Genomic DNA, 23,527 nt, shown 5'->3' with positions numbered 1-23,527 from the left:
GCTACTAACTCGTTATGTGATCGGCTACTGATTTTTTTATTGAGATTGCTATCCCTATAGTGCGCTTATTTCAATGCGCTGCATATACTCCAGCGCCTCCTTGAAGTCCAGCCTTCCCACTGCATCATCCAAGGCGTCCATATCGTCTGCAGAAAGCTGCTGTTTGAGCGCAGGGCGAATTGCGTCATAGATGTCACAGGCCTCGAAATCCTGATTCTCAAAAAGCCGCTTTAGCCGATGCAATTGTTCAATATCGAGAGCGGCTGGCTTTTTATCCTCACCTGCCTCAAAATCCGGCTGTGCCATCAGCCAGGTTTGCGCCGCTAACAACGTAGCGTCCAGCTCTTGACGTATCCGGCCAAAAAGAAGCTCGACTCTCGCTGCGTGATTGGCTCGTATTTCGTCTTCGATTTCACGCGTTAAAACAACTAAATGTTTGGCGCCCAAGTTGCCCAGTGATCCACGCATGGTGTGAAATATCCGGGCTGAATCAGCATGACGCCCTGCTTGCCATGCATCCCACGCTTCGTTAATCGGCCTGTCCCCCTGCCCAGCAATTACCCTGACTTCCCTGAGCAGTGTTTTTCTAAATGCCGAATTTCCCTCAGCCATTTTCAACAGTGGACTAACATCGAATACGTCGCTGTAACTGGCGTTTTCTTCATCGACAACCTGACCGCTGAAATCACTTTCTCCTTCCAATATGGAGTGCCGCGGCAAATACATGAGGATGGTATGCATCATTTGCTCAACGTTGATCGGCTTGGCAATAAAATCGTTCATGCCGCATGCGATGCAGCGTTGACGTTCAGATTCCATCACCCCGGCAGTCATCGCCAGTATCGGCAAGATGAGACCTAGCTGCTCCCGAATAATGCGGGTCGCGGAAAATCCGTCCAGGACAGGCATTTGGACATCCATGAGTACCAATTGATAATAGGAGGCGGAGGTACGCAGCAAGTCAATTGCCTGCTGCCCGTTGTCAACCACATCGACTGTTGCCCCTGCATGTTCCAGGATGCCTTTAGCAACACGCTGGTTGAAAGGATTGTCTTCCACCAGCAATAGGCGCGCATTAATTTTACGGGAGGCCGCTGTGAGAGTCGATGCGCTGCGCACGTCGGTAACGCTGCCAGAGACGATTAACGCCTCCTGTAAGGCATCAAAAATACCCGGCGAAGTCACCGGCTTGGTCAGAAACGCATCCGCCCTGGACGTAAGCTCCGCTTGAATTAATTGGTGCCTGCCAAATATGTTGGCCATAATAATAACGGGGACGGCTGGTTTCAGATTCAACGCGCGAATCTCTTGCATGGTCATGATGCCGTCCATATCCGGCATTTGCCAATCCAGTAAAATTGCGTCATACCTTTCGCCCTGGTCACGCACTTCAGCAATGCGATAAAGCGCATGGGCACCTGAAGATACAGAATCGACTTCCCATTGCCAGGCCTGGATGGTGTTCGCAATGTAGTTACGGCTATTGGCATTGTCATCCACTAGCAGCAAGCGCAATTTGCCAAGTCCATTTGCCGGTGAGGTTTCCAGTGTCTTGTCCTGATCGACAGCTAGTGGAACCGTTACGAAAAATTCGCTGCCTTGTCCCGCAACGCTGTGAACCTTGATCGTCCCTCCCATCATTTCAATCAGACGCCGAGATATCGCCAACCCCAAGCCTGTACCTCCAAACCGGCGCGTCATCGAAGAATCCGCCTGCGTAAAGGGCGAGAAAAGTAATTTTATCTGCTCCTCGGTCATGCCAATTCCAGTGTCCTTGACGCTGAAGCGGAGCATCGCCACACCGGCTTCATCGGGTAGCTTTTCCACATGCACGAACACTTCGCCACTCTGGGTAAATTTAATGGCGTTGCTCGCCAGATTGACAAGTATTTGCTGCAAGCGTAGTTCATCACCGATCAACGCTATTGGCACGTCCAGATCCACACCAATTGCCAGTTCAAGATTTTTTTCCCCTGCATTGACACTCATGATGGACGCCAGGGAATGCAGCAGGTCGTTCAGGTTAAATTGACCGACGCTCAGTTCTAGTTTTCCTGCCTCAATTTTTGAAAAATCCAGCACATCATTAAGGATGCTCAGCAGCGACTCTCCGGACACGCGAATCATCTCAAGGTAATTTTTTTGCTCTTTAGTCAGCGTCGTATTATTCATCAAATATGCCATACCCAGTACCGAATTCAGAGGCGTACGGATTTCGTGGCTCATGTTCGCCAGGAATTCACTCTTGGCACTGCTTGCCTGCTCGGCATCGAGTTTTGCCTCGCGTAATTCTATTTCTGCGAGTTTGCGCTCTGTGATGTTTGTGTACGTAGTGACAAATCCTCCGCTTGGCAAAGTAGCCCCGCGTATTTCCAACTGCATGCCATTAGGGCGAGTGCGCTCAAACTGGTGTGTGACAGAGAGTCTTGCACGTTCAATGGTAGTGGCGACAATAGCATCAACATCACCCGGTCCGTACTCTCCGCGTTCTGCATTAAGCCGGATAATATTTTCAAAGTTGGGAACGCCTTTAGAAAATAATGGTTCAAGCTCCAGTAGCTGAACAAATTCGGTGTTGTATGCAACAAGGTTCAGGTCAGCGTCGAACACACTCAAACCGCATGGCATGCTTTCTAAGATGGTTACTTGTGTGCTGTTGATTTGTCGCAACTTCAAGTCCATCGCGCGCCGCTGTGTAATATCCTGGAAGGCACCAATCAAGCGGACTATTGGTCCGTTTGAGTCTCCTCCTTCACGCATCGCTTCGCCTACCGAGCGTACCCAAATTTCCCGGCCGGTCGCGGTGACAAAGGGCACTTCCAAGTCAAATGACCGGCCTTCCTTGATTGCCGCCTGGACCGCTGCTTCGATGAGTATTTTCCCCTCGGGCGGATACATATTAATCGCATCGTCAATTTGAGGTTCGTAGTCGGACCCGACCTCAGCAATAAGTCGTGTTTGACTCGTCCACTCCACGGTTTGGTTTCGAATATCGTATTGCCAACCACCAACACCTGCGACACGGCTTACATGATCAAGGAAGTTCTCGCTGTCCTCAACGCGTTTCTGAGCTTGCTTGATTTGTGAGATGTCCAGCAGCGTGCCATGCATGCGCGTAGCTCTTCCAGTGGAATCTCGCTGAGATACGCGACCACGATCCAATACCCATACCCAATGGCCGTCACGATGACGGAGGCGGCACTCATAGTCATAAAATTCGGCTTCACCCGTAAAATGGCGGGACAGCCTTGCCCTCGACTCTTGAAGTTCATCCGGGTGCGAGAGCGCAATACGAGTTTCAATCGTCGTTGGGCATAAGTCCTCCAAGCGATAGCCCAGAATGTCGGCCCAGCGCTCGTTTAATTTCAAGCCCCCGGTGGTGATATCCCACTCCCAGGTCCCCGCATTGGTTCCGAGCAAAATATTTTCGAGGCGCTCTCTCTCCATGTCGAGAGCAGCACGACTCAAGGTTATTTCAGTGACATCGTGGACCAGTACATAGAATCCCTGCACCTCGCCGCTGACGATATCGGGGAGGTAGTAGGCCAAAGAATGTCCTATGCTTCCATCGGGTTTGGTAATGCTGCGCTCAAATTTCTGCGGTTCCCCGCGAAGAACGGCGTCTATGTACGGTTTATTGCTTGAGAATAGACTTTGGCCGAGAACGTCTTCCAAATGCGCACCGTGCATCTGCTCAGAGGTGCGGCCAAACCAAGATAGGTAGGCAATATTTGCGACTCGGTTAACCAAGTGCTTGTCCCAATAACCTATCATCGATGGCACGGCATCTACGACAGTCTGCAAATCGCGCCTTGCGGTCTCCAGTTCTGCGGTCCGCTCATTGACCAGTCCTTCAAGCTTTGTATTGAACTCCAAAAGCTTGTTTTCCATCTCTTTGCGCTCACGCACATCGCGCATAAGGATGGCGACTCCATTGATCGTACCATCGGTTTCCCTTATCACTCCCACTGCAACGGAGACATCCAAATGGTGTCCGTCCCGGTGAATTCTCAATGTGTCATGCGGCGGCAGTATCTTGCCCTGGACAACACTTTGGAGCATTGATTGATCCCAATCTGGATGATCGGCAGGCACAAGCAGTGAATCAAATTTTTGCCCAATGGCTTGCTCTTGACTGTAACCAAATAATCGCTCGGCCGCGGGATTCCAAATCGTAATGGACCCGTCTGTCGATTCGCCGACAACTGCGTCGCTGGAATTTTCGATAATTGTTGCTAATCGTGCCTGGCCGGCAAGCAGCTGGCGTTTCCTTTCTTGGTCCGATAATAAAGTGGCCAATAGAATGGCAAAGAGTACGCTGCATAAAGCCCCAATCGAAAATATCGCCCCTGCTTGTGTTTGGTGAAGGCCGGTAATAAATTGTGGCGTGGCGCTGAGGTTCAATCTCCACTGGCGTCCAAACACCTGGACCACGCGATCAACCCTTGTTTCAGGAATCGCCTGTCGGCTCGGAGTGCTAAAGAATAATTCGCCTTTAGCATTTTCTGTAATGTCTTCAATGCTGAGTTCAAAGCCACCATCGTTTTGCGTAATGGCTCGTAATATGTCCTCGATATCCAAAGGCGTGTATGTCCAACCAACCGTCGACTTTGTGCGCTGTTCGGCTGATAGAAGTGAATTTCCTGGCCGATATACCGGCAACATCAGCAGGAACGAATGCTGCCGAGAACTTTCTGCTTGGACTAAGGTGATAGGAGCGGTGATCGTCGCTTTTCCTGTTTGCATAGACAGTTGCGCAGCGGCTCGGCGCTTGGCTTCCGAAGCCACGTCCAGACCAATTGCCGGTGCGTTGCGCTCAACTGGCTCGATATATTGAATCACATAGCGTTCCCCTTGATGGGGGGCAAGCTGATGAATCGAGAAGTCAAGCTGGGCATCCCGTCGCGCGCGCGCAAGAAAGTCTGCTTGTTGATCTTGAGGAACCCGGCGTATGAACCCAAAGCCGCGTGCTCCAGGAAATTCGGCATCGATATCCCGAGATGCGCCATATGTGCGAAATCCGGATCTCGTGATTTCATCAACGCCTACAGCCAATATGGTGCCGCGAACACCTCGCAGCCCATATTCATATATTTGTATCCGGGAAAGGATTTGTTCTGCGACTCGATCAGCAATGACATCAAATGCTACGGCGGCTTGTGAGTGATTTTGAGTTTTTTGGAGTAGTGCCGCACCAGCGCTGAGCGTAAGTCCAACCGCAAGTCCAAATAAGGACCACAAGAGAGGACGACGCAACGCTTTCGGTTTATTCATCGCGATCTGATGGCGGCCATAGTTTTAATTGAATTAGATAGATATCGACTGCACAATTTATAATTTGTTGCCTTCTTAATAGTAAAGCGTGACCAAATTGAGACTTAAATAGGAGTGAAGAACTGCTTGTTTTCCTTTAGAAGCACATTGCTTTCTAGCGGCCACTCACATCGTCTTATGGTTCATTGGGTAGCGGCGGGACAAGCGAATATAAATCGTGTTTATGACGATTTTTTACGTTTAAATTATAGTACTTCAAATTTTTCGAATTGCAGATCAGAGAAACAAGATTTAACAGCTGCAACTTGCCAGATAGAAACTTTGCGGCCCTAAGTGACCACAACGTCTAGATTAGTCGCCTGTAAAAGAATTTAAAGTGGTCGCAAGTCAAATAGCAAATGAGCGGCATCGCCGAATGCTATTTTGCGGTAACGCGATGCGACTTGGTAAAAAAGCTTGGCTTTTACAATGCAGGCTTCAGGGGGGCCGAGGAGAATGTCATGGTATCTGTTTAGGTGGCTATCTCGCACGTTGCGGCGTATGCTTCAGCAATTCAGTAAGGCATAACATGTCGCGGCACGAGGGGGGGGCTGATGTTATCTCAAGCCTCATTCCACAAAGCGCACATTATTTGCTTGAGGATTCTGCGGCTTTGGCCAGCTGCACCATGGCCAGCCTTGCCTTGCGAAGTTTTTCCTCACCCATGTGGCTAGCGAGTTCTGCCTTGGCCGCAGTCCATACCGGGAACGCTTCGGCCGCGAGCCGCCGCCCGGACGCCGTCAGAGCCAGCCGCTTTCCACCGCAACCACGTCCGCCCTTGGCGCTGACCAAATCTCGGTTCTCCAGAGCCTGAACACTTCGGCTGAGGGTCGTCGGATCGACTCCGGCACTATCCGCAAGATCGACGAGCGTTGCTCCCTCGGCCGCACCAATCCCCACCATGAGGCTGAATTGCTCGGCAGTCAGCCCGAGCGGCTTGAAGCAGGCATTGTAATATCGCGTCAATGCGCGCGCCGTTGCACGAGCCTGAAAGCCCGGACACTCCGCTGCAACACCCTTCAAAGATTCTGGATCAAAACCGTTCACATGTACTTCCTTGACAATCCCATCCTCGTATAATACTGTATATGCATTATTAAGGGGGAATAATGCCAGCCTACGTACACGTCAACCTACGCGTCATCGACGCCGCCAAGCAGGCCGCGCTTGCTCCCCGCTTTCAGGCCGCGCTGAAAGAGGCGGGCGGGCAGATTCTGCATTTCGGTCCCGTTGCGCAGGTTCTGGAGGGCGATGAAGCGCCGCTGCCGATGGCCGGCGTGTTTGAGTTTCCGACTCTTGCCCAAGCGATGGCCTTCTACAATTCCGAACAGTATGCGCCGATCAAGGCCGAACGCCAGGAAGCCCAGCAAGCGCGAATGTTTGTCGTCGAAGTTGCATGAAGCGCCGGTGCTGACTTGCGTTATTGCAGATATCCTCCCCAAGCGGGAGATCATTACGTAGCGTGCAATGGCGAAGCGTATTGCACCGGCTTAAGCGTAAAAATTAATGATGGAATTTTGGTGAGACCGTAAAATTGCGGCGTTAGCTTGGGTGTGAGTTCAAGCGGTGCAATACGCTCTGCTATTGCACCCTACAGCTCCGGCGGCGAGCAACGCGGCATTCAATCGCCCCATCGCATCACAGGACAAGGCAATAGATGAGCAAACAGATAGACGCTGCAAAAAGCCGACGCCAGCAAATGAGCATTGCGTCATTCCGCGCACTCGTCCTTGCGCCAGCGCTTGTCCTGATGGGGCTGGCGCCGCAGGCTCTGGCGCGTGGCGGTCCCGGCGGTGCGCTGGGGGCGCTGTTGGAAGGACTCCTAGGCTTCGCCATTATTGCCGCGCTGGTTCTCGGCCTGTTGCTGCGTCGGTCTAGGGTAGGGCGTGTTGCAGCTTACTTGCTTGCTCCTGCAGTGGCCCTGGGAGCAGCGCTGGGCAATGGCTTTTTGATGGCCTTTTTCTTGCTGCCTGCATCCGTATTTCTGGCCGTATTCTGGGCTACCTCCGCAGTCGCGGGCATTTCTTCCCCCGCGCTGCAAGCAAATGATGCCATCATGCCCAGCGAGACTCAGCCTGCAAGCGCCAGCGTGCCGGGAAAAAGCCGCCTTCACATCGAATGGCCCAGGACCCTGGGAATATGGATTGCCGCCAGCTATCTGTTCTGGTCCCTGGTCTCGCTGGCCAATCTTAAAATGCTGGCCGTCTTTGCCTTTCCGCCGTTCGCGCTAATGGGGACGCCGTTTTATGCCAAGTTTTTCCCCTTTCTGATGCCGCCGCTCGCCACCGCATTGCTGGCGGCATTCATCGTTACCGGTATCTTTGTGGCACTGCGCCGCCGAGCCGGCGGGCTTTTTGCCGTATTTATCTTCAACGCCAGCCTGTTGTTAGTTTTTTTAGGGGCAGCAGAATGGTACAAAGACCGCTTGATTACGGACAAGCTCAGCCAAAGGCACGCAGAGCACCTGTACGTGGAGAGTTTTTTGTCTTCCGCGCTGGAGGCAGGAGAGTATTTTCGCGCACCCCATGCCACGTTCTTAGAAAACGGCCAGACCTATTGCTGGAGCTATTCTGCGCGTGATTTTTATTTGTGCCAGTGAAGATGAGTGCTGTACTGAATGTTTGCGATACGGATCAAGCGTAGGGTGCAATAGCAAAGCGTATTGCACCGTTTTCCGTAAAAAAGCGAAAGATTTATTTGTGATGAAGTCGCTAAATATACAGGTAGGTGGTGCCAGTGGATCAAGCGGTGCAATACGCTTTGCTATTGCACCCTACGACGTTGCGCCGCATTTGAAGGCCCCGGCGTATGTTGTGCTGCTTAATAAACTCCCTTGAGTCCATGTTTGGTCAGGACCTTATTCGCAACAGGCCACACTATAGCTGCAAATCCTTGAGTCATATTTATTACGCGCTGCTGAACGGCTGGATTTGACATAGCCGTTTGAAGTTTCTTATAGATGGGGTCATCCAACAGTTTTCTCAGCTGCTCAAGTTCTTCATCTGAAAAATTATCCATTGCTCCACTGAACACCCCTTTCATCGGTCCGCCATTTGCCTTCACAACTTGGGACAGCGAAGCAGTAAGATCGGTCCTGATGCTCTCCCAGGTTTCGTTGTCAACTTCCGGATTTTTAGTTTTTGCTGCTTTTAGAAAGACTTCTATCTGGGGTGATTTAGGATCAAACGTCCCAATTCTGCTAAATGTTAGTTCTTCGATTTTTCGTATTGTCAGTTCTCGGGAGCTTGGGTCGGCGTTCGCTCCGAAAGATAAGATTGCCAATATTGAAAATGCGAGAAAATTTAAAAACTTTGAAGAAACCATAGGTGCTTTCGCTATAAAAAGTGTTCAGGTGGTTTGCAGTTTTGAGTAACAAGTTTTTTGAAATGCAAGTAGCAGAGCTTCTTCTCAATCATGCGTTATTCGCTTGCTATAAGCGGTCCTCAATACCCACCCTGCCGATAAACAAACTTCCCCTTGATCGCCAGTTGCGCGGATTGGTCTGGCGTGTACATCTCGTCGGGGTAGCGGTTTTTGTTGGGATTGTCGCTGGTGAGCAGCAGGGTGCCGTCGGCGCGGCGGTGTACGCGTTTGATGCGCAGGCCGTCGGGTGAATCGATGGCGTAGATCTGGCCGCTGGTGATGTCGGTCTTGGTGATGTCGAAGATGACGATATCGCCGTCGATGATGAACTCGGCCATGCTGTCGCCGTAGGCGTAGATGGCGATCACGTCGTTGCGCTTGACGTTGAAGCGGGCGAACCAGCGTTCTTCCTTGATCAGCGGTTCTTTTTCCAGGTCTTCGTAATTGTTGAAGCCGCCGCCGCAGCTGCCGCTGGCGTGCATGAAGCGGATCGCGCCTGCGCCGGCATCGCCATTGCTGCCGGCGTTGATGCGCATGTGCGGCTGGTTCATATTGATCTGGCCGGCATCTGCCGCGCTGGCGCCTCGTTGCATATTACCCAGTCCTTCGTGCAGCCACTCAAAGCTGACGTTGCAGGCGCTGGCGAGCTTGCGCAGGGTTTCGGTTTCCGGCCCTTTGCTGCCTACGCCTTTGAGGATGCGGTTGATGGTGGGCTGGGGCACGCCGGAGGCGCGGGCGAGCGCGCTCTGGGAAACAAATCCGGCGGCTTGCATGGCGGTGTCTAGCCGCGATGTGAGGGTCGTGAGTGTCATAGCTTGGTGGCCACCGATAGGCCTGGTTAATGGGCTGAAGCTCTTCGCGCATGTGGAACATCCATGCCGAAAAACTCCGGTGCAAATGGCCTGTCGCTACCTCCTCAAAATACTTCCTCAAGATCATCGGAAACTATTTTCAAGTTTTTGGTTAGCGACCGCTATCAGCACACACCCGGTTGATCAAAGGGGCTTGTACAACTGAATAATTCAACTATACACGTACGTATAGATTTTTGCAAAAAATAATCCAAACACGTATTGAAATGCGTATCCATTCACGTATAGAATGCATGCATGGATAACAAAAACACAGCCACCCAACAAGCTTCAGCCAGGCAACTGATTGCGGATATCAAGGCCGCCACCGGCTTGAGCGAGGCGCAGATTGCCAAGCGGCTGGGCATTTCGCAGCCGACGGTAAACCGCATCGTGAACGGGCAGGGCGATTGCAAAACCAGCACCTGGATGGCGATCACGGTCTTGCACCAGCAAGTCTGCCTGCGGCCCGCACCAGGCAACCACTAACCCTTAAGAACAGGATTCCACAATGAGCCACACGATGATCATGCGCGACCGCAGCATTCCCTTGTCAGATGCCGAACACAGCGCCGCCCGCAAAGTCTTGCAGCAGGGTTTGCGCGGCGTGGATGGCAAGCACCATGCGCGCTGGCTGCGGTTTTTGCGGGATGTGTTTGCGCTGGAAGACGGCGAGGTGGCGCAGGTCGGCACCCGCATTCCGCGCAATGCGGCTTTTCATCGCCGCCACATGGCGCTGGAACAGGCGGTGTTTGATGCACAGCAGCGTTTTGGCGAGTTTGAGCAGTTCCGCAACTGGCTGAAGATAGGCGCCGGCCATGTGAACTGGGTGCCGGGCGCCAAAGGCGGCATCGTGCCTTTGCCAAAATCCCTGTCCTACGCGGAGCTGGATGAGGCGGCGATGCAGCAGGTGCATGCAGCCATCGCCGGATTCCTGCGCGGCCCGCATGCAGCGCGCTATCTGTGGAAGCAACTGGATGCAGCGCAGGCAGCAGCCAGGATGGAAGCAATCTTTGAGGTGGTGGCGCAGCAGACTTTGCAGGCGCAGGAGGATCAGCAGCAATGAGGGGTTATGCAAAGATTTCGCCGAAGTTCTGGATCAGCGGCACCGGTGAAAAACTGCGGGACGAAGGCTGGCAGGCGCAGTTGGTGGCGCTGTATTTGATGAGCAGCCCGCAAGCGAATATGACGGGCCTGTATTACCTGCCCAAGCCTTTCATGCTGGCCGAGACGGGATTATCCCTGGACGATCTCACCAAGGGTTTGCAAGCCTGCATACGGTCCGGGTTTTGCCAGTATGACGAAAAATCGCGCATGGTCTGGGTACATGAAATGGCGCGTTTTCAGATTGGGAAAAAATTAAAGCCGCGTGACAAAAGGGCGATAGGCGTGCAGACCGAATACGACAACCTGCCGGACAACCCTTATCTGCAGGCGTTTTACGACAAATATGCGGTGGCGCTGTGCATGAGTTATAGCAGGGCCAATGAGCCTGCAGAGCAAGCGGCAGAAGCGGAAGGGAAGGACCTTCCCGATACCTTGCCTTCAGCTTCAAAGAAACATCGAAGCCAAGAGCAAGAACAAGAGCAAGAGCAAGATAAAGGTCAAAACCCGGCTAACACTAGCGTGTTAGCTGTCGCCAGCGATGCTGGTAACGCGTCGAGCGGTGGGGGCAAACAGGCATCGGCTACAGGCGATGCAGCAGCCTCTGGAACGGCAGGACCCTCCCTTAGCGACAGTGCCCAGAGCACGGCAAGGGAGAAGGATCCGCCACGTGCAGAGGCTGTAGCAATGGCCTGCCCCCACCAGGAGATTATCGCGCTGTATCACCAGGTCTTGCCGCAATGCCCGAGGGTGCGCGACTGGACACGCGGCAGGGCCGTGCATTTGCGGGCCAGATGGAATGAAGATCCGGCGCGGCAAAACCTGGACTACTGGCGCAAGTTTTTTGAATACGTTGCCGGCTCGGCCTTTCTCACCGGCAGAGCGCAGCTAGCAGGAGGCACAGGAAAGCGCAGCTTCATGGCCGATCTGGCCTGGATGACCAAGGCCATCAACTTCGCCAAGATCAGGGAAGGCCAGTATGACAACTGAGGCCCGCGATGATGTTGTAGGTTGGGCTAAAGCCTCACCAGCCCAACGCTTGGCATCCGATAAGCCAGCGCCATTGAAACCGTTTTTGGATGTGCGTAGATGTGTTTGGATGCTGGGCTGATGAAGCCTTAGCCCAGCCTACCGCTCCGTGATGAACCCGGAATTTGAAGGAAGCACGATGAATAATTTCAAGCCCCCCCAAGCCACCATGCAAGCCCCGCACAACAACGAAGCAGAACAAAGCGTGCTCGGTGCGCTGCTGCTGGACAACGATGCGATAGACCGCATCGGCGATCTGCAGGCAGAGCACTTCTATCGCGGCGAGCATCGCGTCATCTTTAGCGAGCTGCAAGCGCAGATCGCGGCCGGCAAAAGCTGCGATGTGATCTCGCTGTCCGATCTGCTGCGCGACCGCATCAGCGATTGCCTGCCTTACCTGAATTCGCTGGCGCAGAACACGCCTTATTCGTCCAATATCGCCCGCTACGCCGCCATCGTGCGGGACAGGGCCATCAAGCGCGGCCTGATTGCGCTGGGGCGCGAGGTGGCAGACCAGGCTTGCACCTCGCGCCAGGATGCGGCGCTGCTGCTGGACCAGGCCTCCAGCAAGCTGGAACAACTGGCGGTGGCGCGCATACGGCAAGAGCCGGTGAAGGCCAGCGCCGATCTGTACCAGCATATCGAAGAACTGGAGCGCCGGCGCGAAGGCGGTTCGCGCGCCATTTCCACCGGTTTTGCCGATGTGGATGACAAGCTCAGCGGCGGCCTGCGCGGCGGCGAGCTGATCGTGCTGGCGGCCCGCCCCAAGATGGGCAAGACCGCCTTCGCGCTGAACCTGGCCTGCCATATCGCGCAAAGCCATAGCGTGCTGGTGCTGTCGATGGAAATGCCGCGCACCCAGCTGCATGACCGCAACCTCGCCAACCTAGGCCGCATCCCGCTGGCGCACCTGCTGCAGCCCAATGCGATGACAGGCGAAGACTGGAACAGCCTGACGGCCGCCATTGCCAAGATAGACCGCATGCAGTTGTACCTGGATGACCAGGGCGGCCTGCGCCTGCTGGATGTGCGCATGAAGGCCAAGACCGTCAAGCGCCGCCAGGGGCTGCATGTGCTGGTGGTCGATTACTTGCAGTTGATGGAAGGCGACGGCGACAACCGCAACGCGCAGATAGAAGGCATCACCCGCGGCCTGAAGGCGCTGGCCAAGGAACTGGACATCGCCATCGTGCTGCTCAGCCAGCTCAACCGCGAGCTGGAAAAGCGCCCCAACAAGCGCCCGCAAGCCAGCGACCTGCGTGATTCCGGCGCCATAGAACAGGATGCCGACGCCGTCCTTTTTCTATACCGGGACGAGGTCTACCACCCCGACAGCATGGACCGCGGCATCTGCGAGGTGGCCGGCGCATCTCGCGCGGGATCATCGTCAACAAAAAAACGGAAGACCCATCCACCGATGCGGCCACCGCCGGCCCGGCAGGCAACTGAACAGAACCAAGGAGCTCCCATGCAAAGAGCGATTCAACCCAGCCTGAGCCAGCAGCGCAGCGCGCAAGAGCAGCAGGCGGAACAGACAGCAGTGCTGCACCACTGGCTCGCCGAGTGGGCGCACTGGATGCGCAACAATACGGCAGAGATCAAGCGCGATGTCGGCTTCGGCAACGCCACCATCGAAGGCAAGCAGATGCTCACCAATTACTCCACCGCCGAGGACGACGGCACACTGATCTGGGATCTGCGTCGCGAAAAGACCGTGCTCGACATCGACGCCGTGCTGGATGACCTGAAGCGGCAAATGCCCTGGACCTGGTGGGCCATCTGCCACCACCACGGCCTCTCCACCTTGTGGAAGTTCCCCCGGCTGGACCCGCAGGAAGCCTACTGGAACGCGGTGGAAGAACTGGGCCTGCTGGTGGAAGAGAAGGGGATGGTGCTGTGAGCAATCCGCGAGACCACCCCAGACCGGCGCATCAGATCATGCTGCGAAAATAAAAGTTGCGAAAAATAGATGACAAACGCACAAATAAAAGACAGAATTGCAAGGATGAAAAATCCGCAAATCTGTTGCTCTTTCAATTGTCCATGTCCGCATTCAGGCGGCATGGTTAAACAAGGATAACAGTGGGCCTCATATTAAACAGCCTCTTCCCCAAGGAAGAAGAAGACGTCAGCGCCATGCCTGATCCAGGCAAGGGCATAGACAATCTTTTGGAAAAATACCAGTTTGCCAAGCAGCTCTTCGATGAAGGTGCGGGCGGAGCGGATACAAAAAATGCAGCGCCGGGGCAAGGCCAGGAGCTTGATCCCGAGGCGGTGAGCAAGGGCCTGATAGGCCGTGCAATGTATTCGTATCCGGCGGACGCGAACAAGCCGCCAGCGCTGGAGGGGGCGGCCGCCGGCAGCGAGCCGCCTGGCGATCAAAGCGATGGTGCAAGGGACGCCCCAGTTCCTGCGCCGGAGCTGCAGGCACCGCAGGAAAACGATGGCGCCCATTTCAGCGATGCCCATTTTGAGGCTGATCGCCCCGGCAGCGGCAACAGCAACGCTGCGCCGGATAGCCAGCCGCAAGCTGCGGCACAAGTCGAGCGCGCCACAAAGAGCAAGCTGGACGAGTTGAAGCCTCTGGTGCAAAGCAGGACGCGGGCTGCAAGGGCTGCCTTGGAGACTCCCGCGCCCGTGCCGTCTGCGCCGCAGAAAAGTAATAGCGTCCATTTCAGCGATGCCCATTTTGAAGCCGATCGCCCCAGGAGCAGTGGCGGGATGCTGGACAGCCTGCGGCAAGGCGCAGAGCAAGCCGAGGGCGCCATCGCGAGCGGCTGGGATGAGTTGAAGCATCTGGTGCAAAGCAGGACGCGGCCTGCCGGCTCCAGCAAGCAGAATGAAACAGCGGGAGATACAGGCCTGGGGGACAGGATAGTGCGCGAGCTGCAGACCCTGAAGACCGGCGCCGCCGACATGCTGGACAAGGCCTCGCATTATTTTGACAAGTCGCAGCCGGATGCAGGCACAGGCAATGCGGCAAATGTTGCAACGAATCAGGCTGCCGGTTCGCCAGCCAGCGCGCCGGCCAGCCAGGCTCCAAACCAATTCCCCGGTTTTGATCTTGGCACCAAGGGCGGCATACAGTCGTTTTTGAATGATATGTCACGACGGGTAAAGGCCAAGGAAGGCGTCTCCGATGAAGAGCTGGGCATGGCCAAAACCCTGTTGAGCACGTATTTCGGCATCAACCGCAATACCGAGGGCGCATTGAAGGCCTGGCCGCCCAAGGAGGCAGACCGGAGGTTCGATAGAACGGCAGATGCTTTGCTGCTGCCATCCCGATGGGCGGAAGCCAAGGGCTACCTGGCCAATGCGGCAAAAACCGTAGGGGTGGATCCCGGCATTCTGTCCAAGATCGCCAATTTTGAATCGGCGGGCTTCCATGCCGATGCCAGGCCCATCAGCCTCACTGCGAAAGAGAATAAGCAGCGCCAGTTTGATGGGGTGATGGCAACCTCTACAGCCCATGGTTACGGACAGTTTATCGATTCGTCCTGGACTGCTGCGCTCAGGAAGAATGGGGCCAAGTATGGCGTTGCCGATGCCGCTTCGCTGGACGACAAGAAGGCGGCTGCCTATCGCACAGACAAGAAGCTGCAGGCTCTGATGCTGGCGGAATTCACCAAGGACAATATCAAGACGGGCCGTGCGCTGGGCGGGAGCGACGATGATGCCAATGTGTATGCGTTGCACAATTTGGGTGAGCCTTTAGGGAAGGAATTTCTGAAAGCGCTGAAAGCAGATCCGGACCAGAATGTCAGCCCTGTGCTGAGCAAGGCGGTGATTAAGAACAACTCGGGTTTATATGGCGACGGCAACATCAGCGTGCAGCAAGCCTATGAAAACATGGGGGCAGCCATGCGTCTCGGAGATCAATTTGCCGACGAGATTCGCCGCTGAGCTGTGCTGTGGAGCTGCACCAGGCAACACCTGTTTTGTGTGTAGTTGATGTAGGGGCGCTTATTGGACTTATTGGACTTATTGGGCTTATGGGCGCGTAATAATTAAATTATCCAAGAAAGAGAACGCATGAAAAAATTCCTGATAGCAGTATTGCTGATGTCGGCAAGCAGCCTGTGCCTGGCGCAAGCGCAGTTAAACGGCCGCTTCAAAAATGCCGACACGACCCTGCATATTATTGTGCTGCAATCTCATGCGCCGGTAGCGGTTGCCGTGTCTGCCCGCGTTACCAAGCCGGAATGTCCGGGGCGTATTGCGGGATTAGGAAGTTTCAAAGGTCAGACCATCAAATTTTCTCCTTATGTGACCAAGGCGGGTGGAGAAGCATGTGTCATCACGGCAGAATTCGACAAGACCTTCGAGCGGCCCAAAGTCACCGCCGGCGAAGGCTGCGCTGCCTATAAGGAAGCGATGTGCGCATTGGACGGGCGAAGCCTGAAGTATTTTTCCGATAACTAAGCCTCCTCAAGCGAAGAGCCGTGCCGTAGATAAAGTCCATTGCAGTTTGCCGCGCCGGCTGCATGAGCCGGCCTCTGCTGATGCCTATACCCTGATGATTGAAAGCCAAAAATGAAAAAAATAGCCGTATCACTTTTCTTGTTCATGATGTCCGCGCTGGCGTTTTCCCAGCCACCTCTCCCCGACGGTACATGGTCAACATTGGGAGTTTGGAAAAATGGCAGCGGGACCGTTGTGAGCATTCTTGCATTGGATCCCGCCGCAGGCATTTATGCCGCGTCTGGGTTCTGGGCTTCAGGGCCGCAAACGGATAGCCTTGTCGGCATGGCAAAGCTGGAGGGAACGGTGTTGACGATAATACCGACGAATGACGGCGATGATCCGGAAGATACAAAAAAAAGCTGCAAGATCGTGATGCGTTTCAGCGCAGATTTCAAGATGGCTACGATACGCTCGTCCGAGTGCGCGATGCGTCAGCATCCGGTATTTGAAGGGCAGACTATCGTATTGAATAAAAAGCAGGAATAGTTTTTTACCAGAGCGAGGCGAGTAGGGCCGGCAGCTCTTAGGGGCGTTAGCAACTCATCATGTTGTCATGTGCCGTTGGAAGAAGGCAGGAAAGAGGATGATCCGCAATCGCAGCAGAAAAAAATGGCTCTGCTTCTTGAGATGAAGAGTGGTGCAATGGATAAAATCCATTGCACCCTACGATATTATCTGAAACCTTGCTACACCCTGTGCCCCTATAGGGAGGGAGCACGGCCTTGCAAGGCCATGCCGTTACGCAGGCTGACGGCATGCCGTCCGAAACCCCTGCTTCACCCTGTGTCCCTATAGGGAGGGAGCACGGCCTTGCAAGGCCGTGCCGTTACGCAGGCTGACGGCATGCCGTCCGAAACCCCTGCTTCACCGCTTCGCACTCGCTTCTATTGATAAAACGAGTTCTAAAAATATACTTCTGTAGGCGGACGTTCGTCCCCTTCAAATTCTACCCAAAATGAAATAGTTGTCCGCTCTGTTTTTCCAAGTGACGACAGGCTGAAACTCGATTTGAAACAGGCCAGGACCTTGCCATGTTGCCAAAACGGGAGGTCTTTATCGCCATACTCCGTGTGTTGATCCAAACGTGTAGCGTCTTGCAGTCTTCTGAGTACGGCGCGCTTGAGAAACTCCATTGCCGCCGCCAGATCAAAGAAGCGATGAGGTTCCGAGGCGCAGAGAAACGCACCTGCCTTTTCCCAATTCCTGGGCTTTAGAAAAATTTTCTTTATCACGATAAAATCCTAAAATTCTTATCACGTATGAGATGAATGCCGTTGGTGCCCAGTTTTGGGAACCTGTCCTGCGCCGCATTACGCTGCGCAGGACCAACACATGGTTCATCGCGCTCTAAATCTTTAAACTTAAAATTCTTCCCAGGAGCCGTTGTCAGCGCCATTGCTGACAGCCTTGGCAGGGGAGGCCTTGATCATAGTTAGTGCGGGACGACGGGCGAAGCCGCTGCTTTTGCCTGGGCTGGATTTCACGGTCACAAGACGTACAGGAGCAGCAGTTGCCGTCTGCTGTCTGACCTCATTGGTATCCACCTTGAACACGCTGACGAGGCGTGCCAGCGTAGCTGCCTGGTCCTGCAAGGATTCTGCTGCAGCAGCAGCTTCTTCCACCAGCGAAGCATTTTGTTGCGTCACTTGGTCCATCTGTGCGACTGCTGAATTGATCTGGTCGATGCCGGAAGCTTGTTCGCGGCCGGCGGCAGTGATCTCTGTAATGATGTCGTTCACTTGCTTAACGCTGTGCACCACATCATCCATGGTCGTGCCTGCCTGTTGGACCAGTTTGCTGCCGGTCGCAACCTTTTCAACGGAATCGTTGATCAGGAGTTTGATTTCCTTGGCTGCTGTGGCGCTACGTTGTGCCAGGTTGCGCACCTCGGTCGCTACCACGGCAAAACCGCGTCCTTGTTCGCCAGCCCTGGCTGCCTCGACGGCGGCATTCAGGGCCAGGATATTGGTCTGGAAAGCAATACCGTCAATGACGCTGATGATATCGACGATCTTCTTTGAAGATTCATGAATGGAGCCCATGGTGTCCACTACTTGCGATACCACAGCGCCGCCCCGTACTGCGGTTTCAGATGCGTTGGATGCAAGCTGGCTGGCCTGGCTGGCATTGTCGGCGTTGTGTTTTACGGTGCTTGTCAGTTCTTCCATTGACGACGCGGTTTCTTCCAGGGAGCTTGCCTGTTCTTCGGTTCTGGACGAAAGATCAAGATTACCCGCTGCGATCTGTCCAGACGCAGTTGCCATCTCGTCGGTGCCCATGCGAACTTGCGCAACAATATTCAGCAGGCTTGAGTTCATTTCTTTGAGCGCCAGCAGCAGTTGACCGGTCTCATCGGTTGACGTTATCTGGATGTCACTTGTCAAGTCTCCGGCGGCGACAGTCTTCGCAATTGCTACGGCCGCAATCAAAGGACGGGTTATGGACCTAGTGCTATACCATGCTACAAAAACACCTATACAAATCGCTGACAAGGCTAACACCAGCATTGCAATGAGGCCGGATTCGTAAGAGGAAGATGCCAGTTCTTCTTCTTTCCTGTTCTTTGACCGTTGAAGATCAACGAATTCTTGTAAAGAATCCAACCACTTTTGGTTAAGAGGCATAACTTCGTTCAGCAATACCTTTAGTGCAGCTTGCTTGTCCGTTGCTGACAATTCGATAAAATGATTATTGACAGGACGTACAGTGTCATGCTCAGCAGCGAGCTGGCTGACAAAGGTTTTTCCTGCTTCGTCCAACGGCATATTTTGTAAGGATTTAAACGAAGCATCATATTTTTCACGAGCTGCAGTTATCTTTTTTTTCTGCTCGTCGAAAATAGCTTTGTCCTCTACCAGGGCCATAGTTCGCATGACCCTGGCGACGATATGCACAGAGCTGCTCATGTCTTCCAGTAACTGCATTTTTGCTACATTGACGTCTGTGATGTGATGCATTGCGCTGTTGGTGCGGCTCATGACGCTAATGCCGACAGCAGCGACGCAGCTCAACATCAAGAGGATCAGGCCAAATCCCAGACCGAGGCGAGTACCTATTTTCAAGTTTGCGATTTTCATTTTGATTGTCTTTCTAAATGTAATTTTTCACTGCTTTTGAGGAAAAAAAGCATAGTTCTGTGTGAGATCAAAGTTCTTGGGAAGCCGGCGTAAGATCAGAATTGCGAAAGCATTCCTGTTGGCGGCTGTCTTGAGAATTACCCATTTTTTTGAGAGATGCCAAAGCGTCGGTGGACACCAGTTTTTCCACCTCGGTGAGAATCACCATGCGCTGGTCTTTGATCCCTATGCCCAGCATGTAGTCGGTATCGACGCCGTAGGTTTTGGGGGAGATCTTGATCTCGGCGGGTGTAAAGGCCACGACATCCGTGACGCCGTCTACTACCACGCCAACAGTCTGCCCTTGCACATTCACGATGATCACCACGGTGAAATGGTCGTAGCTCGGCTCTCCCACGTTGAGTTTGATGCGCAGGTCGAGTATCGGCACGATGTTCCCGCGCAGGTTGGACACGCCTTTGAAAAACGCAGGTGCATCTGCAATGTGGGTCACGCCTTCGTATTTGCGCAGCTCTTGCACTTTCTGGATATCTATTCCGTATTCTTCGCTGCCCAAGGTAAAGGCGAGAAACTCTTGTGTGTAGCCAAGCTGTAATGAAGCGGTGTTGTCGATGGTAGCCATTTTTTATCCTGGTTAAGTGCGCCGACATCTCTGGACGTGGGGCGCAGATTGACTAAAGCCGCGCAGGTTGTGGCGCGGTAAAGATAGTTAAAAAGATGAAAGGCGCGGCGGGCTTGGGCCGACTGGGTAGGCTGACCGGCAGGATAAAGGGCGGTCGGGGAAATGCGGTAAAACGTGGCGGTATAACGGGCTGAGGTTACACCGCGAAACAAGCTATGATATGAATCGCTGTTTCAGATTCCATCATAGTCCAATATTTCCACTTAGAAATTGATTTCTTTCGGTATTTAACGATTCTCTACAATTGAAGCCTGCACACGAGGTATCGCTCATATGGCAGCAGGGTCTGGCGGTGCGAGTGCTCATTGGCTTGGAACGTTTCTCTGCAGGATTGCGTCCAAGTGTGGCAAAAATCTCTGCACTTCGCTCTGCAGGGATTCAAAATAACGCTGCGCATCTTCCAGATCGCCTCGCGTGGCACAAGTCTCTATGTTCTCTGTTGCCTTTACTAAAGGCGCCGCACAGAAGTAACCGACCACGCCCTTTAAGGTATGTGCGGCCCTGTATACGGCATTGGCATTTCCAGTTGTGAGCGCATCGCCGATGTCAGACACATAGCCAGGTATCTTGTCCGATGCCAGTTTTCCCACGATATCCAGGACTACCTTATCGGTATTGGCGATTGCCCTGCCATAATCAAATGCGGCGGATGCGGAGAGTGCATCCCGGGCGGCAGTAGAGGATGCTGGGTTTTCACTGCGAGCAGCAAACAGCGAAGCGATGCAATCCATCAGTTTTCCAGCCTGTATCGGTTTTGAGATGTAGTCGTCCATGCCGGCCTGCAAGCAGCGCTCGCGATCGCCCGCCATCACATTGGCTGTCATCGCGACAATAGGCACATGGCCCCCTTGAATCAACTCCCGCGCGCGGATGGCCAGTGTTGCCTCTATGCCGTCCATGACGGGCATTTGCATATCCATCAGTATCAGATCGACATGATCCTTTTCCAACGCGCTTAAGGCTTCGGCACCGTTCTCGCAGACCGTAACTTGATGGCCGGATTTCTCCAGTATCCTCACCGCGAGACGCTGGTTGATCACATTGTCTTCCACCAGCAGTATGGAAAGCCTGAGTTGCGCCACGCGGGATGCCTGGGCGGCAGGAGATGCCGGGTTTTCCGCCTGGCCCAGATTGAGTGCGCGGCACAGGGCGGACTTTAAATCTCCGTAGATGATAGGTTTTTGCATATACACATCCACTTCCAGGGCTCGGCAGCGGTCGGCATCTCCGCGTGATCCCGCTGAAGTCATCATCATCACCAGTGATGGCGATTCTGGCAACAAGGTCCGTATTTTTTCCTGAACGGCGAAGCCGTCCATGCCCGGCATGTGCGCGTCCAGCAAGATAAGATCGTACGGCGCTCCGGCCTTTTGCGCGCGCTGTATCTCGTTGAATGCGCTTTCGCCATTTTCTGTGCACACTGCCGACATGCCCATCCTGACGAAACAGTCATTGAGAAACTGGAGATTGGTGGTGTTGTCGTCCACGATCAGCACGCGCAGATTCGGCAGGGCTTGGTCTTTTTTCAGGTACACTGCTTCTGCACCTTTTTTCATCCGGACGCTGAAGTTGAAGGTGCTGCCTCGTCCCAGTTCGCTCTCTACCCATATACTTCCCTGCATCAGGTCCACCAGCCGCGACGATATGGATAGCCCCAAGCCGGTGCCGCCATATTTCCGGGTAATGGAATTGTCCGCCTGCGAGAAAGTTTCAAAGATGGATGCGATTTTGTCAGCCGGGATGCCTATGCCGGTATCGGTAACCTTGAAATGCAACAGGACATCGCCCCCCATGGTTTCCTCATGCCGGACCTGGATCATGACCTCGCCGGTTTCCGTAAACTTGATGCCATTGCCAACGATGTTGACAAAAATTTGTTTCAGCCTACCGGCGTCGCCGTTAAGATGATTGAAATTGCCGACGTCGATATCGGCGATCAGTTCCAGGCCTTTTTGCTCGGCCTGGATTTCCAGTGCCTTGATCGCATCTCCCAGCATGGCAGAGAGCTCGAAAGGCGCGTTTTCCAAGGCAAGTTTTCCAGCCTCTATCTTGGAGGAATCCAGGATGTCGTCAATGATCACCAATAGTGAGTCGGCGGAAGATTTGATCAGGCTCAGATACTGGCGCTGTTCGCGGTCCAGTTCTGTGTCCAGCGCCAGTTCCGTCATACCCAGGATGCCGTTCATCGGCGTTCTGATCTCATGCGACATCGATGCCAGGAAAAGGCTCTTGGCAACGTTGGCCGTTTCGGCCAGTTCCTTGGCGTGCGTCAGCTCTTCTTCATGCCGCTTGCGCTGGGTAGTGTCCTGAATAATGCCAACCACACAATTACTGTTGTGCTCAGCATTGTGATCAAACTGGCCGAACGCCTGTATCCAGCATTCCTTGCCGTCGATAGGCCGGATTATCCTGAACTCGTAATTGAACTTGCCTTGTTCGCGCATGGCGCCGGCGATTGCTGTCTCTACCGCTTCAAGATCATCCGGATGCAAGATTTTTCTGAGTTCCTGATACGAATGATTGAATCCTGCAGGCAGACCCAAAATCTCATCCATCGCATGCGACCAGGTAAGCTGCCGGGTGCTGACATCCATTGAGTAGCTGCCTATCCGCCCGATCTCTTGCGACTGGCGCAAGGTGGCTTCCCGTTCCGACAGCTTTTGCTGAATATTGTCTCGGGCGATCAATGCCCGGAATAACAGCGCAAACAGGAAGAGAGCACTTATGCTGATGGCACTGGCCACGATCAATACGTCGTTTCTATGTGCGTGATAAGGCGCCATCACGCTGGACAAGGATTCGCCGACGATGAAATTCAGGTGATACTCAGGAAGGCGGCTGAATCCGTAGATGCGCTCAACACCGTCAACGGCCGCGACTCTCTGGAAATTGCCGGTTGAGGGAGCCGGTGAGCCGGCCAGGAAAGCGGCGTCAATTGGCTTGCCCAGCGCCGCTTCCACATAGGGGAAGCGAGCCATCACGATTCCGCCGTCATTGAGTACGGTCACTACACCATCTCCATTCAAATTTAATTTTCCGGCCAGTGCGGTAAATTGTTCGGGGCTGACGGACACCACCAGTACCCCATTGAACCTACCCTCACTCATAATCGGGCGGGTGAATTGCAATGACCATTTTCCGGATATCTTGCCTTTTACAGGCGTGCTGATAAACATCGCGTCGCGCTCAGGCGCATCTTTATGCACAAGAAAATGCTCGCGCTGGCTGAGATCGGTCCTGGTATTGGGTTTGGATAAATTGGAAAATTGCACGATCCCATCCTTGTCTATGATGGTGACCTGAAAAGAGATATCGCTCAAAATCTCCTGCCGGCGGCGCACCAGCTCTGCATAGTCTTGCCAGCTTCCTTTCCAGTCTCCACGTATATCCAGCAATACTTCGTTGATGCGGCGGATCGCGGATTGGGAGTATTCGGAAAAGACCTGCGATTGAACCCGGGTTCTCAGGTTTGCTTCGGCCAGGTAATGCAAGCGGCTCTGGAACAGTTCGTAGGTTACCAGTGCCCATACCAAGGCGAGAACTAGCCCGAACATCAGGATGAGCTGGTGGCGAAAACTTTTTCTGGCGACTTGCATGTGAGGAATTCCGATTATATTTTTTGTCAGCGCTTGTCTGCTCTCTTT

The 23,527-nt window shown here is 53.8% G+C and carries 17 protein-coding genes; 9 read left to right on the top strand and 8 right to left on the bottom strand.

What is annotated here, in order from left to right:
* Nucleotides 1-54 precede the first annotated feature (54 nt).
* Both IEW12_RS05390 and IEW12_RS05385 read right to left on the bottom strand, forming a co-directional pair.
* Nucleotides 55-5,274, bottom strand: a complete 5,220-nt coding sequence (locus IEW12_RS05390) for a CHASE domain-containing protein (protein WP_188564915.1) — start codon at nucleotides 5,272-5,274, stop codon at nucleotides 55-57.
* 627 nt (nucleotides 5,275-5,901) lie between these two features.
* Nucleotides 5,902-6,360 carry a MarR family winged helix-turn-helix transcriptional regulator gene (locus IEW12_RS05385; protein WP_188564914.1) on the bottom strand — a complete coding sequence of 153 codons (459 nt, stop codon included), beginning with the start codon at nucleotides 6,358-6,360 and terminating at the stop codon, nucleotides 5,902-5,904.
* A 62-nt stretch (nucleotides 6,361-6,422) separates the two neighbouring features.
* Here IEW12_RS05385 and IEW12_RS05380 point away from each other — a divergent pair, with 62 nt between their 5' ends.
* Both IEW12_RS05380 and IEW12_RS05375 read left to right on the top strand, forming a co-directional pair.
* A complete protein-coding gene (locus IEW12_RS05380) occupies nucleotides 6,423-6,713 on the top strand; it encodes a DUF1330 domain-containing protein (RefSeq protein WP_188564913.1) in 291 nt (96 codons plus the stop codon).
* Nucleotides 6,714-6,970: 257 nt separating this feature from the next.
* Complete coding sequence (locus IEW12_RS05375) at nucleotides 6,971-7,912, top strand: hypothetical protein (protein WP_188564912.1); 942 nt, start codon at nucleotides 6,971-6,973, stop codon at nucleotides 7,910-7,912.
* A 221-nt stretch (nucleotides 7,913-8,133) separates the two neighbouring features.
* On the opposite strand, the gene IEW12_RS05370 is transcribed toward IEW12_RS05375, so the two are convergent.
* Nucleotides 8,134-8,637 (bottom strand): hypothetical protein, encoded by a 504-nt coding sequence (locus IEW12_RS05370; protein WP_188564911.1) that lies wholly within the window; start codon nucleotides 8,635-8,637, stop codon nucleotides 8,134-8,136.
* A 119-nt stretch (nucleotides 8,638-8,756) separates the two neighbouring features.
* Nucleotides 8,757-9,488: a LexA family transcriptional regulator gene (locus IEW12_RS05365; RefSeq protein WP_188564910.1), complete on the bottom strand. Its 732-nt coding sequence runs from the start codon at nucleotides 9,486-9,488 to the stop codon at nucleotides 8,757-8,759.
* Nucleotides 9,489-9,785: 297 nt separating this feature from the next.
* On the opposite strand from IEW12_RS05365, the gene IEW12_RS05360 reads away from it, so the two are divergent.
* The 7 genes from IEW12_RS05360 to IEW12_RS05330 all read left to right on the top strand — a co-directional run bounded on the left by IEW12_RS05360 (nucleotide 9,786) and on the right by IEW12_RS05330 (nucleotide 16,610).
* A complete protein-coding gene (locus IEW12_RS05360) occupies nucleotides 9,786-10,016 on the top strand; it encodes a helix-turn-helix domain-containing protein (protein WP_188564909.1) in 231 nt (76 codons plus the stop codon).
* A 22-nt stretch (nucleotides 10,017-10,038) separates the two neighbouring features.
* Nucleotides 10,039-10,593, top strand: coding sequence for a DUF1367 family protein (locus IEW12_RS05355; protein WP_188564908.1), 555 nt, complete (start codon nucleotides 10,039-10,041; stop codon nucleotides 10,591-10,593).
* A complete protein-coding gene (locus IEW12_RS05350) occupies nucleotides 10,590-11,621 on the top strand; it encodes a hypothetical protein (RefSeq protein WP_188564907.1) in 1,032 nt (343 codons plus the stop codon). The genes IEW12_RS05355 and IEW12_RS05350 overlap by 4 nt, the downstream gene beginning before the upstream one ends.
* A 178-nt stretch (nucleotides 11,622-11,799) precedes the next feature.
* Nucleotides 11,800-13,560 (top strand): replicative DNA helicase, encoded by a 1,761-nt coding sequence (dnaB, locus tag IEW12_RS05345; RefSeq protein ID WP_188564906.1) that lies wholly within the window; start codon nucleotides 11,800-11,802, stop codon nucleotides 13,558-13,560.
* Nucleotides 13,561-13,742: 182 nt separating this feature from the next.
* The gene (locus IEW12_RS05340) at nucleotides 13,743-15,563 is read left to right on the top strand and encodes a hypothetical protein (RefSeq protein ID WP_188564905.1); all 1,821 of its coding nucleotides are present in this window, start codon (nucleotides 13,743-13,745) and stop codon (nucleotides 15,561-15,563) included.
* Nucleotides 15,564-15,692: 129 nt separating this feature from the next.
* Nucleotides 15,693-16,082 (top strand): hypothetical protein, encoded by a 390-nt coding sequence (locus IEW12_RS05335; RefSeq protein WP_188564904.1) that lies wholly within the window; start codon nucleotides 15,693-15,695, stop codon nucleotides 16,080-16,082.
* 111 nt (nucleotides 16,083-16,193) lie between these two features.
* Complete coding sequence (locus tag IEW12_RS05330; protein ID WP_188564903.1) at nucleotides 16,194-16,610, top strand: hypothetical protein; 417 nt, start codon at nucleotides 16,194-16,196, stop codon at nucleotides 16,608-16,610.
* 416 nt (nucleotides 16,611-17,026) lie between these two features.
* Here IEW12_RS05330 and IEW12_RS05325 read toward each other — a convergent pair whose 3' ends face one another.
* The 4 genes from IEW12_RS05325 to IEW12_RS05310 all read right to left on the bottom strand — a co-directional run bounded on the left by IEW12_RS05325 (nucleotide 17,027) and on the right by IEW12_RS05310 (nucleotide 23,479).
* Nucleotides 17,027-17,356, bottom strand: a complete 330-nt coding sequence (locus IEW12_RS05325) for a hypothetical protein (protein ID WP_188564902.1) — start codon at nucleotides 17,354-17,356, stop codon at nucleotides 17,027-17,029.
* Nucleotides 17,357-17,485: 129 nt separating this feature from the next.
* Entirely contained in the window at nucleotides 17,486-19,201 is a 1,716-nt protein-coding gene (locus IEW12_RS05320; protein WP_188564901.1) for a methyl-accepting chemotaxis protein, read from the bottom strand.
* A gap of 67 nt (nucleotides 19,202-19,268) precedes the next feature.
* Nucleotides 19,269-19,823, bottom strand: a complete 555-nt coding sequence (locus IEW12_RS05315; protein WP_188564900.1) for a chemotaxis protein CheW — start codon at nucleotides 19,821-19,823, stop codon at nucleotides 19,269-19,271.
* A gap of 362 nt (nucleotides 19,824-20,185) precedes the next feature.
* Nucleotides 20,186-23,479: a response regulator gene (locus IEW12_RS05310; protein WP_188564899.1), complete on the bottom strand. Its 3,294-nt coding sequence runs from the start codon at nucleotides 23,477-23,479 to the stop codon at nucleotides 20,186-20,188.
* Nucleotides 23,480-23,527 lie beyond the last annotated feature (48 nt).

This window comes from Parundibacterium terreum (assembly GCF_014636315.1).
In the GTDB taxonomy this organism is placed as follows: domain Bacteria; phylum Pseudomonadota; class Gammaproteobacteria; order Burkholderiales; family Burkholderiaceae_D; genus Undibacterium; species Undibacterium terreum.
The sequence above is the reverse complement of the archived record's forward strand: the minus strand, read 5'-3'. Positions and strand labels throughout refer to the sequence as shown.